The sequence below is a fragment of the Cognatishimia activa genome, assembly GCF_017798205.1.
Taxonomy (GTDB): domain Bacteria; phylum Pseudomonadota; class Alphaproteobacteria; order Rhodobacterales; family Rhodobacteraceae; genus Cognatishimia; species Cognatishimia activa_A.
In genome coordinates, this window is the sequence record NZ_CP060010.1 from 1,052,673 (window position 1) to 1,067,230 (window position 14,558).

The 14,558-nt window shown below is 57.0% G+C and carries 16 protein-coding genes; 6 read left to right on the forward strand and 10 right to left on the reverse strand.

The features are described 5' to 3' along the window. Window positions 1-37: 37 nt before the first annotated feature. Entirely contained in the window at window positions 38-895 is an 858-nt protein-coding gene (locus HZ995_RS05085; RefSeq protein WP_209357591.1) for a DMT family transporter, read from the forward strand. Here HZ995_RS05085 and HZ995_RS05090 read toward each other — a convergent pair. The 7 genes from HZ995_RS05090 to HZ995_RS05120 form a co-directional block, all read right to left on the reverse strand. After that, window positions 892-1,686: a phytanoyl-CoA dioxygenase family protein gene (locus tag HZ995_RS05090; RefSeq protein ID WP_209357592.1), complete on the reverse strand. Its 795-nt coding sequence runs from the start codon at window positions 1,684-1,686 to the stop codon at window positions 892-894. The two genes, HZ995_RS05085 and HZ995_RS05090, sit on opposite strands and share 4 nt — an antisense overlap. Window positions 1,687-1,827: 141 nt before the next feature. Beyond that, a complete protein-coding gene (locus HZ995_RS05095; RefSeq protein ID WP_209357593.1) occupies window positions 1,828-2,298 on the reverse strand; it encodes an Hsp20 family protein in 471 nt (156 codons plus the stop codon). A gap of 117 nt (window positions 2,299-2,415) precedes the next feature. Further along, window positions 2,416-3,228, reverse strand: coding sequence for a trypsin-like serine peptidase (locus tag HZ995_RS05100; RefSeq protein ID WP_209357594.1), 813 nt, complete (start codon window positions 3,226-3,228; stop codon window positions 2,416-2,418). A gap of 3 nt (window positions 3,229-3,231) precedes the next feature. Then, window positions 3,232-3,942 carry a trypsin-like serine peptidase gene (locus HZ995_RS05105; protein WP_209357595.1) on the reverse strand — a complete coding sequence of 237 codons (711 nt, stop codon included), beginning with the start codon at window positions 3,940-3,942 and terminating at the stop codon, window positions 3,232-3,234. Between the two features lie 92 nt (window positions 3,943-4,034). Then, window positions 4,035-5,345, reverse strand: a complete 1,311-nt coding sequence (gene glcF, locus HZ995_RS05110; RefSeq protein ID WP_209357596.1) for a glycolate oxidase subunit GlcF — start codon at window positions 5,343-5,345, stop codon at window positions 4,035-4,037. Between the two features lie 3 nt (window positions 5,346-5,348). Further along, window positions 5,349-6,473: an FAD-binding protein gene (locus HZ995_RS05115; RefSeq protein ID WP_209357597.1), complete on the reverse strand. Its 1,125-nt coding sequence runs from the start codon at window positions 6,471-6,473 to the stop codon at window positions 5,349-5,351. Next, window positions 6,470-7,918: an FAD-linked oxidase C-terminal domain-containing protein gene (locus HZ995_RS05120; protein ID WP_209357598.1), complete on the reverse strand. Its 1,449-nt coding sequence runs from the start codon at window positions 7,916-7,918 to the stop codon at window positions 6,470-6,472. Before HZ995_RS05120 ends, HZ995_RS05115 begins: the two co-directional genes overlap by 4 nt. A gap of 78 nt (window positions 7,919-7,996) precedes the next feature. On the opposite strand from HZ995_RS05120, the gene HZ995_RS05125 reads away from it, so the two are divergent. Beyond that, window positions 7,997-8,692, forward strand: coding sequence for a DUF599 domain-containing protein (locus HZ995_RS05125; RefSeq protein ID WP_209357599.1), 696 nt, complete (start codon window positions 7,997-7,999; stop codon window positions 8,690-8,692). Here the strand turns inward: HZ995_RS05125 and rlmH are convergent, their stop codons facing one another. Together rlmH and rsfS are read right to left on the reverse strand one after the other, a co-directional pair. Then, complete coding sequence (gene rlmH, locus HZ995_RS05130; RefSeq protein ID WP_209358161.1) at window positions 8,693-9,163, reverse strand: 23S rRNA (pseudouridine(1915)-N(3))-methyltransferase RlmH; 471 nt, start codon at window positions 9,161-9,163, stop codon at window positions 8,693-8,695. Window positions 9,164-9,202: 39 nt separating this feature from the next. Beyond that, window positions 9,203-9,559 carry a ribosome silencing factor gene (rsfS, locus tag HZ995_RS05135; protein WP_209358162.1) on the reverse strand — a complete coding sequence of 119 codons (357 nt, stop codon included), beginning with the start codon at window positions 9,557-9,559 and terminating at the stop codon, window positions 9,203-9,205. A gap of 309 nt (window positions 9,560-9,868) precedes the next feature. Between rsfS and HZ995_RS05140 the strand changes: the two genes are divergently transcribed. Both HZ995_RS05140 and HZ995_RS05145 read left to right on the forward strand, forming a co-directional pair. Beyond that, window positions 9,869-10,396: a DUF2975 domain-containing protein gene (locus tag HZ995_RS05140; protein ID WP_209357600.1), complete on the forward strand. Its 528-nt coding sequence runs from the start codon at window positions 9,869-9,871 to the stop codon at window positions 10,394-10,396. Beyond that, window positions 10,396-10,602: a helix-turn-helix domain-containing protein gene (locus HZ995_RS05145; RefSeq protein WP_209357601.1), complete on the forward strand. Its 207-nt coding sequence runs from the start codon at window positions 10,396-10,398 to the stop codon at window positions 10,600-10,602. The genes HZ995_RS05140 and HZ995_RS05145 overlap by 1 nt, the downstream gene beginning before the upstream one ends. Here HZ995_RS05145 and HZ995_RS05150 read toward each other — a convergent pair. Beyond that, on the reverse strand, window positions 10,566-11,945 hold the full coding sequence (locus HZ995_RS05150) for a mechanosensitive ion channel family protein (protein WP_209357602.1): 1,380 nt from the start codon (window positions 11,943-11,945) through the stop codon (window positions 10,566-10,568). The two genes, HZ995_RS05145 and HZ995_RS05150, sit on opposite strands and share 37 nt — an antisense overlap. A gap of 253 nt (window positions 11,946-12,198) precedes the next feature. Here HZ995_RS05150 and leuC point away from each other — a divergent pair, with 253 nt between their 5' ends. Then, window positions 12,199-13,599, forward strand: a complete 1,401-nt coding sequence (gene leuC, locus HZ995_RS05155) for a 3-isopropylmalate dehydratase large subunit (protein WP_209357603.1) — start codon at window positions 12,199-12,201, stop codon at window positions 13,597-13,599. 12 nt (window positions 13,600-13,611) lie between these two features. After that, window positions 13,612-14,217 (forward strand): 3-isopropylmalate dehydratase small subunit, encoded by a 606-nt coding sequence (leuD, locus tag HZ995_RS05160; RefSeq protein WP_209357604.1) that lies wholly within the window; start codon window positions 13,612-13,614, stop codon window positions 14,215-14,217. Window positions 14,218-14,558: the final 341 nt, after the last annotated feature.

A 14,558-nucleotide genomic window follows, 5' to 3' on the forward strand; every position in this document is an offset into this window, starting at 1 on the left:
GTACCGCTCGCCTATGCTGCAGCCGAAAGGGGCAGCCATGACATTTCAGGATCTTACTCGCCTCGCAGCTCTGGTCTTTATATCAGTAACATTGATCGTCATCGGGGATACCTGCGGCAAGCTGTTGGGGCAACGCGGAGTCGATCCTGCCTTTATCGCCTTCTCGCGGTTTTTCATCGGCGCATTGGTGATCCTACCCATCAGCGGCATTCGGTTGCACGAGATCAAAGGCTTGCTGAACTGGCGCATCATCCTGCGTGGTGCTCTGATTGCAGGAGGGATCCTGTCTATCCTCACCGCCTTGAAAACAGAACCCATCGCTAATGTTTTTGGCGCGTTCTTCATCGGGCCTGTGGTCGCCTATGTTCTGGCTATCTTTCTCCTTGGTGAGCGCCCAACGCTTGGCCGCAGCCTGCTGCTTGCCCTTGGCTTTGGTGGCGTCATGCTGGTCGTAAGGCCCGGCTTTGACATGAGCCCTGGCATCGGTTTTGCGCTCTTGGCAGGTACGTTTTACGGCTGTTTTCTGGTTGCCACCCGGGTAGTTGCGAATGAGGCACGCCCTAGGCTCTTACTCCTCTCGCAACTTGTTGTTGGCAGCATACTTCTAGCGCCCTTGGGGGCCTCGATCCCGTTGCCCGAGGGATCAGCCGCGCTTTACCTTTTGATCCTCGGCAGCGCACTTGGATCCGCATCTGGAAATTATCTGCTCGTCGTGGTCAATCGTCGTGCCGAAGCCAGCCTGATCGCCCCGCTGATTTACACACAGCTTATTTCCGCGACGGCCGTCGGACTCTGGGTTTTCGGAGACGCACCTGATCCCGTTGCAATGCTTGGACTGATCCTGATCCTATTGTCTGGCACCGGGTCTCTCTGGCTACGCTGGCGCTCAGCCTAGCGTTCAAAGATCACTGGAAACCAATCTTCTCGCAACACCTGCCCCGCGACCATATCATGCCCGGGAAATGGCGGAGATGTGCGCCCCGGCCGTTCGACATAGCGCGCGTCATCCCCAATCATGCGCAAAGAAAACGCCCGCCGCCGCGCCTTGGCTTCATTGCCCCGCGCGCCATGTAAGATCGCAAAGTTGAACGCCACAGCGTCGCCCGGTTCCATCGCCCATTCCCGGATCTCCATGCCCTCGGCATCCGGATCCGGCACCGGCATATAGGCGTCCTCATCGGGATAGAAATTCTCTTCTGACAGCCAGCGCGTCGGCAAGACCGGCTTTTCCCATTTGTGAGACCCCGCCACGCAGCGCAAAGATGCTTCGGTCACAGGATCGACCGGAGACCAGAAGCTGACGTTTTGAGTACCGTCGACGAAATAATAAGGCCCGTCCTGATGCCAAGGCGTCGGCTTGGACGTGCCGGGTTCTTTGACCAGAATATGGTCGTGAAACACCTGAACGCGCGATGATCCCATCAAATCCGCCGCGACCTCGGCGGCTGCAGAAGTGCGGATCACCTCTTCAAACTCGGGAATGCGCGTCCAGTTGCAATAGTCATCAAAGAACCGGCCGGCCTCGCCCTCTTTGAGGTTTTCGGCCGCGTAAGGGCCTGGTTCTGCCATGTTGCGATCTATGCCCGCACGCAGGGTTTCAACGTGATCGGCAAACATGCCTTTGATCAGGACAACGCCATCGCGTTGAAAAGCATCAATGTGGTCTTGGCTCAGTAACGCGTGCATGGGCAGTCCTCCGAGGACAGAGCCTATGACCGACGGCTAGGCAGGGTCAACTTGGAAACACACCTCCAAGCCTGTCACAGCAAAACAAAAAGCGGAGGCAGATGCCCCCGCTTTGATCATCTAGAAAACTGATAAGTGCCGTTAGTTGACAGCCTTCGCGTCGACCACATCCGCTTCAATCGCAGGCTTGCCACGCGCGATTTCGATGCGACGGGGCTTCAGCGCCTCAGGCACTTCGCGCACAAGCTCGATGTGCAGCATGCCGTCTTCGTGGCTCGCTCCGGTGACTTTCACGTGATCGGCCAGCTGGAACTTGCGTTCAAAGGAACGGGTTGCAATGCCACGGTGCAGGAAGGTTTTCTCATCCTTCGCAGGCGTCTTTTTTGCAGTCACGATCAGCGCGTTTTCCTTGACCTCGATGGCCAGGTCTTCGGCGGCAAAGCCGGCGACAGCGAGCGAGATGCGGTAGGCATCATCTGCGGTTTTCTCAATGTTGTAAGGGGGATAGCTGGGCACCGACACATCAGAGGTCAGAACGCGATCCATCATGTCTGCGATTTGGTCAAAGCCAACAGAGGCACGGTAGAGCGGTGCGAAATCAAAGCTACGCATAGAGTCATCCTTTCAAAGCGACAACGTTTTGGGCCTTCCCATTGGGGACAGGCGGTTATGTCCCGGACCCGACTTCGGCGTCCGATGAGGATGAGATATGAACGGGAATTTCGCGTTTCAAGGCTTGAGAAATTTTGCGCCGCTCGCGGGGCGATTTTGATCCACTGTGATGCGTTTTGCGCCGGTTGAAACCTGCGGCAGGCCCTGTGGACGGGCAGCATTGCTCAGCCTGTCGACAATGCCATTTAGCTTCATACCAATGGTGCGGTTTTCACCTGCCTCAGTCTGCCAGTTCCCCGATACGAGCGACAAAACACGGATGCGACCGTCTTCCATAGCAAACACCGGAGCACCTGAAGATCCAAAGGTCGTGTCGCAGTCAAACTCCCAGAGCTGCGCGTTCTGGCGCATGACATTGCACTCGGGTTGCCAACTCATCGCCTGGGCGCGACCCCGGCCATAGGACATAACTTGCACACGATCGGCACGGTCGTGGCCTTGGTGGATCTTAAAGGGGGAGGCTTCCAGAAAGGATACAGGCCGATCCAAACGTAAAATGGCGACATCCAATGCGGCGTCCTTGGCCATCATAATGGGGCCGTTGTAGCGAAACTCTGGCGACATCGTGTAGGACACCACGCGGCGTTCAAACAGAGACTGGCCGTTCAGGTAACCCGCCCGAAATACCGCACCTTTGACGTCGATTTTGCGCGCTGTCTTGCGTTCAAACAGGCAATGCGCCGCCGTCAACACCTGATCTTTGGAAATCAAAACACCCGTGCAGAAGCCCGATGGCAAATCGAGGCGACCAACCGCCTCCCATCCCAGCATATCGCCGCGGTTTTCCATGACTTCCAACGCGCTGCCTGCTTGCACAGCGGACGCAAAAGAAGCGAAAATCCCAAAAGCGAGCGCAGTTAAACTCTTCACGGATTAAGAGCCTATTGCCGAGGTCAGCGTCGCCAAAACATTACTCACGCCAACTGCCAAAGACACGGGTTCTCCATTGGCCTTCGCCATCGCGGAAACCACGGAAACCACACGCGGGTGGCCCTGCTGGATCTGCACCACAGGCGCGCCGCTGGTGCCAAAACCGGCTTGGCAGGTCGTCACAAAAACTCCTTCTGGACGCGCGGACATATCACAAGAGCTTTGCGTCAGCGCCGTATCCGCACGGTTTCTGGCATAGCTCACAACACCCACGTTGCGCCCCAATTGCGGGGTCGACACGCCAAGGCTTGCGACATCAAAAAGGTTCACCGGCTCGCTCAGCCGAAGCAAAGCCACGTCATAGCGCATATTGCTCAGCTCACCTTTTTTGGCACGAATATATTTCGGGTGGATGGCCGCGCGTTTCACACGCAACGTGCTGACGGCATTCCCGCGCCTGAGACCTGCGTTAAACCTGAATTCTGAGACATCTAAACGTCGATCAGTCTTGCGATCATAAAGGCAATGCGCCGCGGTCAGAACAAGATCTGAGGACACCAAAGTGGCCGTACAAAACCCCGTGTCGCCTATATCCAGCCTGCCAATCGCTTGCATCTGAGCCGTCGACATCGACTGCTCTAAAGGCGTGAGGTCCTTGGCAAGGACAGGCGCGGCAATGGCAAGCGCCGCGGCAAGGCATAGGGATCTGATCATGACAGCTCCAGGTTTCAATCCAGAGCAAGATCGGATCCCCAAGGGGCGAAACTAGGGTCGCTTTGAGGCTTTGTCGCGGAGTCTTTGGCCCGCTATTGCCGCAGTTGTGTCTCAAATGAGGCGGGGAGCTTCGCCGGGCGCGGCCCCCCGGTGGCCCAATCCACCAATTCGACCGTATGCAGGATCGGCACCTCGGTGCCCGAACCGATCTGCATCATGCAGCCGATATTGCCTGCTGCGATCAGGTCAGGCGACTTGGCCTCAAGCGTTTTGACTTTGCGTGCCTTGAGTTGGCCGGAAATTTCCGGCTGCAGAAGATTATAGGTCCCCGCAGAACCACAACAGAGATGCGGATCAGCAGGCTCTACGATCTTGAACCCCAGCTTCTTGAGCACATCTTTAGGTGCGGTTTTCACTTGTTGACCGTGCTGCAAGGAGCAGGCCGCGTGGTAGGCCACAGTCATGTCCTGTTCTGGCAGCGCCGGAATGTCGAGCTTGGTCAGCAGCTCGGAAATATCCATCGCGATCTCAGACACCTTCACCGCATCTTCGGCCAATGGCTCATTGCGGAACATATGGCCATAGTCTTTGACCGTCGTGCCGCAGCCCGAGGTGTTGATGACAATCGCATCTAGTCCCTCGCCGTCCATTTCCTTGCGCCACGCGCGAATATTCGCAGCCGCGCTGGAGTGGCTCAAGTCCGTCTTGCCCATATGGTGTGTGAGCGCGCCACAACAACCTGCGCCTTCGGCTACGACCACTTCACAGCCCAAGCGCGTCAGCACCCGGATCGTGGCGTCGTTGATATCCGTATCGAGCGCCTTTTGCGCGCAACCTGTCATCAAGGCGACCCGCATCTTGCGCGGAGCTTCAGACGTGAAGCTCTGAGGATCATCGTTGCGGCTGACAGGCGGGATCTGTTTTGGCGCCATTTTGAGCATCGCTTTGATCCGCGCATCAGGGATCAACGGCGCGAAAGGTCGTCCGATCTTGGCCGCCAAAAGCGCCAGACGGAAGCGCATGGGGTATGGCAGGATCTGCGCCAACGCCCAGCGTAGGGCACGATCTGTGAACGGCCGTTTGTAGTTCTCGTCAATATAGGCACGCGCGTGATCGACCAAATGCATATAATGCACACCCGAAGGGCAGGTCGTCATACAGGCCAAACAGGACAGACAGCGGTCGATATGTTTGACCGTTTTCTCATCCGGCACCCGCTCGTTTTCCAGCATGTCCTTGATCAGATAGATCCGACCCCGCGGGCTATCGAGCTCATCGCCCAAGACCTGATAAGTCGGACATGTTGCCGTGCAAAACCCGCAATGCACACAGGCCCGCAGGATTTCATTGCTGCGCTGGAAATCGGGGGCTTCCAGCTGCTGTTCCGTAAATTCCGTCCGCATGGCTTACCCCATCAAACCGGGGTTCAGGATGCCCCGTGGATCAAATTTCTTGCGCAAAGACTGGGTGAGCTTCGCCACCCCCGGCGCTTCTGGATGAAAGCGGTCATGGCCTGTGCCGCGCATGAGCGTTGCATGACCTGGCAGCCCCCCCATCTGAGCGCGCGGATCCACGCTGTCTGGCAAGACCATCCAGATAAGCCCTCCCCCCCAGTCATAGAGCGCATTCTCTGGCGCGAGCTTTGCCACCAAGCCCGGCGCATCGGAAGGCTTCACCGAGACCCGCCAAAGATTGCCCACTTTGCCTTCAAAGACCGAGCAGTCCCGCACCCAAGCCCAACCGGCCTTGGTCCGCGCCGGATCAGTTTCAATCGCGACGTCTCCAAAGCGGCCCAACAGCTCTTTGAGTTGCGCCAAGCGATAGGTCACAGACTCCTCAAACCCTTCGATCCGGATCATGGTCACGGGATGTGCATCAACACCCGACTGCGCATGCGCCGCGCCGGTCACCTCGTAAGGCGCACCCAATGCCGCACTCATCGCGGCGACGGCGTCGGCGTCCGAAAGACCGTTCAACAGCAAGACGCCGGTCATCTCAGGCGTCGGCAAGACCTTGAGGCTGACCTCTGTCAGAACCCCGAGCGTGCCATGGCTGCCAGACATAAGCTTGACCAGATCATAACCCGTCACATTCTTCATAACGCGCCCGCCATTGCTGACGATGTCGCCAGAACCATCGACAAAGCGCACGCCCAGCATGAAATCGCGACATGCGCCTGCCGTCACACGCGCAGGTCCCGAGTTGTTCATCGCTGCTACAGCGCCAATCGTCGGCGCGCCTTTGGTACCCAGAACCCCGCGCAGGTCTCTTGGATCAAACGCAAGGCGCTGGTTCTCTTTGGCGAGCATGTCCGAGATATCCGCAACCGGCGTCCCCGCCTTAGCAACCAGCGTCAATGCCCCCGGTTCATAGAGGGTCACGCCATTCAGACCAGCCGTACTTAGGCGGGTCGCGTCGGCGATGCCCATACCATTCGTACCGCCCCCTTGGATCGAAAGCGGAGCATTCGCGGATGCAATGACCTGCGCCAAATCCGCCTCGGACTGTGGGCTTAGAATATCCGTCGTCATGCTGCGGCTCCTTGCGCACCGCGACGGCTCTCGCTTGTGTCTAATGGGAAGACCTTGGCCGGATTGAGAAGCCACTTGGGATCAAACACGTCCTTAACCTTCATCTGCGCCTCAAGGTCTTCGGGCGTATACTGGTGGCTCATTAGGTCACGTTTCTCGATGCCCACGCCGTGCTCTCCGGTCAGACAGCCGCCCACCTCGACACAAAGCTTGAGGATATCTGCCCCAAAAGCTTCACATTTCTCGAGGTCTCCGGGTTTGTTGGCGTCAAACAGGATCAGGGGGTGCATATTGCCGTCGCCCGCGTGGAACACGTTGCCGACGCCCAGCCCATAATCCTTGGACAACTCCCCGATCCGTTGCAGCACATAAGGCAGTTCTGACACGGGGATCGTGCCGTCCAGACACATGTAATCGTTGATCTGTCCCATCGCGCCGAAGGCAGACTTGCGCCCCAACCAAATCTTTGCGCTTTCATCAGAAGAGCGGCTTTCGCGCAGCTCAACCGGATCGTGTTTCCGAGCGATCTCGGAAATCCGCGCGAGTTGCGCGTCGATTTCGGCGTCCGAGCCTTCGACTTCGATGATCAGCAAAGCCTCGCAATCGGGATAGCCCGCGCCTGCGAAGGCCTCGGTTGCACGAATACAAGGACGGTCCATGAATTCGATGGCCACCGGCAGGATGCCCGCTTTGATAATGTCGCTCACGCAAGCCCCTGCGACCGCATTGTCGTCAAACCCAATCAACGCAGGCCGCGCGCCTTCGGGTTTTGGCAGGATGCGCAGCGTGGCTTCGGTGACAACGCCAAGCTGGCCTTCGGATCCACAAATGACCCCCAAAAGGTCCAGACCCGAGGCATCCATATGCGCCCCGCCGATCTCGACGATTTCACCTTCCATCGTCACCAGTGTGACGCCCAAAAGGTTGTTCGTGGTGACGCCGTACTTAAGACAATGCGCGCCACCAGAGTTCATGGCGATATTGCCAGAAATCGCGCAAGCCAATTGCGACGAGGGATCTGGCGCATAAAAGAAGCCGTTTTCCTCTACCGCTCCAGAGACGCTAAGATTGGTACGACCCGTCTGAACGCGGATGAACCGGTTGGGATAGTCTGTTTCCAGAACATCCGTCAGCCGCGCCACACCCAGCACGACACTGTCAGAGGTTGGCATAGACCCACCCGCCAGGGACGTGCCTGCCCCACGCGGCACAACAGGGACATTCATCTGGTGACACACCTTCAACGCAGCGGCGACCTGCTCTGTTGTCTCCGGCAAAACCACCGCCAGCGGAGGGCAGCGATAGGCGGTCAGCGCATCACATTCATAAGCGCGCGTCTCTTCCGGCGCGTCGATCACGCAGCCTTCAGGCAGAACGGCCTGCAACGCGGCCACGATCTCGGCCTTGCGCGACAGAACAAACGAATCTGGGGTGGGTAGCTCCATGCCTTCCTCCATTTTGGTAAACTATTATAACCAATTTTAGAGAATGACAAGATATCGGTGACACTTTAGGTAGGAGGCATGATTTGGATGGATCGCCTCGCGCTTTTTACAACCCTCGACTTTGTCGCCGTCGGGTTTGTTTTGGTGATCTGGTGGGGGATGACCCATCTGATCGAGAACCCACCCAAATCCCGACCTTCCATGTCCAACCTCATGGCTGATTACCGCCGCGAATGGATGCAGCAGTTCATTCACCGCCAACCACGCATCTATGACGCGCAAATTGTCGGAGGCTTACGGCAGGCCACGGCGTTCTTTGGATCGGCCACATTGCTTGCCATCGGCGGAGCCTTGGCCCTGATTGGAAACGCGGATCAAGTCAGTGGCGTGGCGAGCGATTTTGCCTTGATGGAGGCCCCAAGATTCGTTTGGGAAATCAAAATAGTGCTGATTTTAGTCTTTACGACCAATGCCTTCCTGAAGTTCGTCTGGTCTAATCGCCTGTTCGGGTATTGCTCGATCGTCATGTCCGCTTTGCCAGTGGACACCACGGACCCGCTTTGTGACTTGCGTGCGGATCAGGCGGCGCAGATCAATATTTCCGCGGCCCGCGCGTTTAATCGCGGCTTGCGGTCGGTCTATTTCGGACTGGCGGCCTGCGCCTGGCTGGCTGGCCCATTGGCATTAATTGGAACCACCATCCTGACCGTCTTCGTGATCTATCGCCGAGAATTCGCGAGCCTGTCGCGCGCAACCTTGCTGCGCAAACTCTGATCACACCCGGTGATACGGAGATCCTGCCAGGATCGACGCAGCCCGATAAAGCTGTTCGCTCAGCATCACCCGCGCCAGCATATGTGGCCAAACCATCTTACCAAAACTCAGCGACATATCCGCTCGGTTGCGTAAGCTCGGGTCAATTCCGTCCGCACCGCCAATGATAAACGCCAGATCTCCGGCCCCATCATCGCGCAACCGCGCCATCTGCTGCGCGAACTCTGGCGAACTCATCAGCTTGCCACGTTCATCCATCGTGCAGATCCGTGCGCCTTTCGGCAGAACACCGGCCAACAACTGAGCCTCAGCTGCCATGCCTCCGCCTTTACGATCCTCGACCTCATGCAGCTTCACCGGCCCGAGGCCCATGGCCCGGCCGGTTTTGTCAAAACGGTCCAGATAGTCGTCAAGCAATGTGCGCTCTGGGCCTGACCTAAGCCGGCCCACCGCACAGATGTGAATTTTCAGCGCCATCTTAAATCCTCGGGCTAAATGCCCTTTGATAGCTTAGGCGGAACCGCCCTGAACCCACATCTTTTCAAGCTGATAGAACTCGCGCACTTCCGGACGGAAGACATGCACGATCACATCACCTGTATCAATCAACACCCAATCGCCAGTGTCCTTGCCCTCGATCTTAGAGGTGCGCCCCGTGGTCTGTTTGATCTTGTCCACGAGTTTTTCGGACATCGCCGCGACCTGACGGGTCGAGCGCCCGGAGGCCACGACCATATAGTCGCCAATCGAAGACCGCCCGCGCAGGTCGATTTGCACGATATCTTCGGCTTTGTCGCTTTCCAGGGATTGGATGATGAGCTCTAGCAGCTCGGCACCGCCAAGATCGCTTTTCGCAACCTGCGGCATTTCGTTTTCAGCGGCTTTCGCCACGTCCACATTTAAAGACAGAGATCTGCCCTCCTTTCATACGCACCGTAACGCCCCGGTGCCGGGCATAGGTTCAAGATAACCCTTCTTTTGGATATTTCCAATGCGCCTCACGTGATTGCGAAGCAGTCATGGTAATTTTGCCGACAGGCGCGACACAATGGGCTGTTCGTGCTGGTTTTCCGGGAAATCGCCGTCGGGGACCGTTTTCGCAAGGGGTGTTGACGAATCTAGAATCAATAATTAATTGCTGTTTTACGATAATTTTTATGCCTTAAAGGTGAACCCATGTTCGAATCCAAATCTCTCGCCCGACTGCTCAAATGGGCCTGCACCACCGTCCTCGTGGCCCTGCCTCTCCTGATCCTTGCCTATGTTTTCTTTGAAAGGCCGACGCCTGCGAACGCGTCAGACATATACACCGATGTTATGATCCTAAGCGCGCCTCCGACTTGGGCCTTTATGCTGGCCAATGCGTTTTCACTCGGTAGCCTGGTCGTTCTTTTGGCCATGGTGCTCAATATGCGCCGCTTGTTTGATCACTATAGCCAGGGTCGTGTGCTGACGTTTGAGTCGGCAAAACTGCTTCAACGCATCGGTCGGTTCTTGCTTGCTGTCGCGCTGCTGCGACTGGTGTCTTACCCTGTCCTGAGTGTGCTGCTCACGCTCGGAAACCCTGAGGGGCAGAGGCAGCTGAGCATGGCACTCACAGAAGGCGACATCGGCTTTTTGATCGCGGCGGGCTTTGTGTTTCTTGTGGGAACCGCGATGCATGAGGCCGCGCAAAACGCAGAAGACATCAAAGGGTTCGTCTGATGCAGATCATCGTAAGACTGGATGTCGTCATGGCCCAACGCAAAATGAAGGGCAAAGACCTCGCAGAGCAGATCGGCATCACTGAACAGAACCTGAGCCTGCTTAAATCCGGCAAGGTGAAAGGTGTGCGTTTTGAAACGCTGGCGCGGATCTGCGAGGTGTTGGACTGTCAGCCCGGTGACTTGCTTGAGGCGTCGGCGTCCTGATCGGACAGCATGCGAACTTCCCGTTGTGGGAACGGGAAGTTGATGCCCGCCTCTTTGAAAGCATCCCAAAGCGCGAGGTAAACGGCGCCTCGGATGTTCGTGAGGCCTCCGGTCGGGTCGCTGATCCAGAAGCGGAGGATGTAGTCCACGGAACTGTCGCCAAACCCCACGATGTGGCAAACGGGAGCTTTTGGGTTGTTCAGAACACGATCCACAGACGTCGCGGCTTTGATTGCCGCTTCGCGCACCAGATGCGGGTCATCGCCATAGGCCGTGCCGAAAAAGATATCGAGGCGGACGAAGTCATTGGAATGGGACCAGTTGACCACTTGGCCTGTGATCAGGTCTTCGTTGGGGATCAGATATTCTTTGCCGTCCCGCGTAACCACGCTGACATAGCGCGCGCCAAGAGAGTTGATCCACCCAAAGGTATCGCCCAAGGAAATCACGTCGCCGGGTTTGATCGACTTGTCCAAGAGGATGATGACGCCCGACACGAGGTTGGACACGACCTTTTGCAGACCAAAACCAAGGCCGACACCGATAGCACCGGACAAAACGGCGAGGCCGGTGAGGTCTACGCCGACGATCCGAAGGCCGATAAAGAAGGCAGCACCATATAGGAGCACCTGCAGGAACTTGATCATCAGGACCTGCATCGAGGGGCTGATGTCTTCGTTGCGTTTGATGCTGGCCGAGGATGTCCCCGACAGAAAGCGCGCGACAGCAAAGGTCAGCCCCAGCATCACCGCCGCCTGAACGACCGTCCATAGAGAGAGGCGTATGGAGCCGACGTTCAGGGCCGCAGCGTCCAGCAATTGGCGGGTTTCGTCACTGACGCCGAGAACGACCAAAGTGACCCATATCCATGCGCCATAGCGGATCACGGCTCGGATCAGATTGTTGTGCACAAGTCGCGCCACAAGGGCGATCACAAGCCACGCCAGCGACAGGTTCGCGATTATTCCGAGGATATAACTGCGGCTCGGCCAAGTGACCTCGCGCATGACAAGAACTGTGGCCCAGATCAACACCACAAAAAAGATCAAAGCCAGACGTTTGTGAAGTAGGAGCAAATAGCGATAGCGCCACTTGGGCCAACCTTCTCGGCTGCGCATCCAATCCAGCAACATAGGCCCGAAAATCCGCGATAAGGCAAAGGCCACAAGGATCAAGCCAATCGCGATGCCGACTTGATAGGCATTCCAAGGCCGCATCAAGCCAACGCCGAAATCAAGCACCTGATCCCAGAGGCTCAGGGCGATGTCTTGGGTATCTTGGACGCCTTCTACTGGGGTCGCCTGTTCGGCCGCCTCATCAAGGCCAGAGGTTTCGTCGGACATACTTTGCTTTCTTTTGTCCGATCAAAACACGGGGGTGGCCCGCAAAACAAGGGAATTCCCTTGCGGCACTGGGCGACTCTCTATATCTGCGGACCCATGAAACGCATCTATGACATTGCGGACCGCGCCTTTCTGCCTTGGCGCTTTTACGGTCAAAGCAAATCCGTCATCGCCGCCCTATGAGGGCGCGGCGCGCTTTCGCGTGCCCGTATTGCAGCCTTAATCGCCAATTTCATCAATACGGAGAGGACCCATGTCCCCCAAAACACTCTATGACAAAATCTGGGACGCTCATGTCGCCCATGAAGCCGAAGACGGCACCTGCCTGCTTTATATCGACCGCCATCTGGTCCACGAAGTGACCAGCCCGCAGGCCTTTGAGGGTCTGCGTATGGCGGGCCGTAAGGTGCGCGCGCCGGAAAAGACCATCGCTGTGCCGGATCACAACGTGCCAACCACTCTGGATCGCACCAAGGGCATCGACAACGAAGAGAGCCGCATTCAGGTCGAAGCCTTGGATAAGAACGCCAAGGAATTTGGCGTGCATTACTATCCGGTCTCTGACGTACGTCAGGGCATCGTGCATATCGTTGGCCCAGAGCAAGGTTGGACCCTGCCCGGCATGACCGTTGTTTGCGGTGACAGCCACACTGCGACTCATGGTGCGTTTGGCGCGCTGGCGCATGGTATCGGCACATCCGAGGTGGAGCATGTTCTGGCAACCCAGACGCTGATCCAGAAGAAGTCCAAAAACATGAAGGTCGAGATCACCGGCAAACTGAAGCCCGGCGTGACCGCGAAAGACATCACTCTGGCAGTCATCGGCGAGACCGGCACCGCTGGGGGAACCGGCTATGTGATCGAATATTGCGGTGAAGCGATCCGCGATCTGTCCATGGAAGGCCGGATGACCGTCTGCAACATGGCGATCGAAGGCGGTGCACGCGCGGGTCTGATCGCGCCGGATGCGACCACCTATGAGTACTGCAAAGGCCGTCCGCACGCACCAAAAGGCGCTGCATGGGAACAGGCGCTGGAGTATTGGAAAACGCTCTTTACCGACGAAGGCGCTCATTTTGACAAGGTCGTCACGCTGAAGGGCGAAGACATCCAGCCGGTTGTGACTTGGGGCACGTCTCCTGAGGACGTTCTGCCGATCACTGGCGTTGTTCCAAACCCAGAAGATTTCGAAGGCGGCAAGGTCGAGGCGGCCCGTCGTTCCATCGAGTATATGGGTCTGACACCGGGCCAGCGTCTGGATTCCATCGAGATCGACACCGTATTTATCGGGTCTTGCACCAACGGTCGTATCGAAGACCTGCGTGCCGTTGCCGAAGTCGTCAAAGGCAAGAAAATCGCCGTGAACCGCGCGATGATCGTGCCGGGTTCCGGCTTGGTTCGGGCGCAAGCGGAAGAAGAGGGTCTTGCCGAGATCTTCCAGGAGGCCGGCTTTGAATGGCGCATGGCAGGATGCTCGATGTGTCTGGCGATGAACCCAGACCAGCTGGCGCCAGAAGAGCGCTGTGCCGCAACATCCAACCGGAACTTCGAAGGTCGTCAGGGCTACAAAGGGCGTACGCACCTTGTGTCCCCTGCGATGGCTGCAGCCGCTGCCCTCACCGGCAAGCTGACCGACGTACGTGAACTGAACTAAGGAGCCTGACAGATGGAAAAGTTTGAAAAACTCCAGGGTATCGCGGCCCCTATGCCGCTGGTGAATATCGACACCGATATGATCATCCCAAAGGTCTTTCTGAAGTCGATCCAACGCTCGGGTTTTGGCAAGCACCTCTTTGACGAGATGCGCTTTAACCGCGACGGCTCCGAGATCGAAGACTTCGTGCTGAACAAACCGCAGTATCGCGACGCGGAGATCCTAATTGCAGGCGACAACTTCGGCTGTGGGTCCTCACGTGAGCACGCCCCTTGGGCCATCGCGGATTTCGGCATCAAATGCGTTGTCTCGACGTCTTTCGCGGACATCTTCTTTAACAACTGCTTCAAGAACGGCATTCTGCCGGTTGTCCTGCCCCAAGAGCAGGTCGATATTCTGATGGCAGACGCCGAGAAGGGCGCGAACGCGCGCGTGACTGTGGATCTGGAAGCACAAGAGATCACCACATCCGAAGGCGAGGTCATCAAGTTCGACGTGGATTCTCACCGCAAGCATTGCCTGCTGGAAGGCCTGGATGACATCGGTCAGACCATGCAAAAACAGTCGGCAATCGACGCATTCGAAGCACAGGCTTCTGCGGCCCGTCCTTGGGTCTAAGACGCGAAACGGTGGTTGCGAGGCACATGCCCCTAGCCACATTTCTGCCATAAGGTTTAACGCGCCCCGGTCTATCGGGGCGCGTTTTTTGTATTCGGGTGGGGGCATTTGACGCCGAGCCGTGTATCGACCTGACGTCGTGCAAATCCAAAAATTCCTTGTTTTCAGGCATTTCGGTGCAATTGAGCACCATTTTTCACAACCAACACGCGAAAATTGTGAATATCCAAACAAATTCTTGAGCAAATTGAAAAACATAGGCACAATTAACGAAATATGAGGCAAGCCGTCCTGAACTGGCGGATCAAGCTTGAAACAGCACGCGACAAAGAATTGCGGCG

Coding starts and splice junctions, on each gene's coding strand:
- HZ995_RS05085 (WP_209357591.1), top strand. CDS start 38: ATGACATTTCAGGATCTTACTCGCCTCGCAGCTCTGGTCTTTATATCA.
- HZ995_RS05090 (WP_209357592.1), bottom strand. CDS start 1,686: ATGCACGCGTTACTGAGCCAAGACCACATTGATGCTTTTCAACGCGAT.
- HZ995_RS05095 (WP_209357593.1), bottom strand. CDS start 2,298: ATGCGTAGCTTTGATTTCGCACCGCTCTACCGTGCCTCTGTTGGCTTT.
- HZ995_RS05105 (WP_209357595.1), bottom strand. CDS start 3,942: ATGATCAGATCCCTATGCCTTGCCGCGGCGCTTGCCATTGCCGCGCCT.
- glcF (WP_209357596.1), bottom strand. CDS start 5,345: ATGCGGACGGAATTTACGGAACAGCAGCTGGAAGCCCCCGATTTCCAG.
- HZ995_RS05115 (WP_209357597.1), bottom strand. CDS start 6,473: ATGACGACGGATATTCTAAGCCCACAGTCCGAGGCGGATTTGGCGCAG.
- HZ995_RS05120 (WP_209357598.1), bottom strand. CDS start 7,918: ATGGAGCTACCCACCCCAGATTCGTTTGTTCTGTCGCGCAAGGCCGAG.
- HZ995_RS05125 (WP_209357599.1), top strand. CDS start 7,997: ATGATTTGGATGGATCGCCTCGCGCTTTTTACAACCCTCGACTTTGTC.
- rsfS (WP_209358162.1), bottom strand. CDS start 9,559: ATGCCGCAGGTTGCGAAAAGCGATCTTGGCGGTGCCGAGCTGCTAGAG.
- HZ995_RS05140 (WP_209357600.1), top strand. CDS start 9,869: ATGTTCGAATCCAAATCTCTCGCCCGACTGCTCAAATGGGCCTGCACC.
- HZ995_RS05145 (WP_209357601.1), top strand. CDS start 10,396: ATGCAGATCATCGTAAGACTGGATGTCGTCATGGCCCAACGCAAAATG.
- HZ995_RS05150 (WP_209357602.1), bottom strand. CDS start 11,945: ATGTCCGACGAAACCTCTGGCCTTGATGAGGCGGCCGAACAGGCGACC.
- leuC (WP_209357603.1), top strand. CDS start 12,199: ATGTCCCCCAAAACACTCTATGACAAAATCTGGGACGCTCATGTCGCC.
- leuD (WP_209357604.1), top strand. CDS start 13,612: ATGGAAAAGTTTGAAAAACTCCAGGGTATCGCGGCCCCTATGCCGCTG.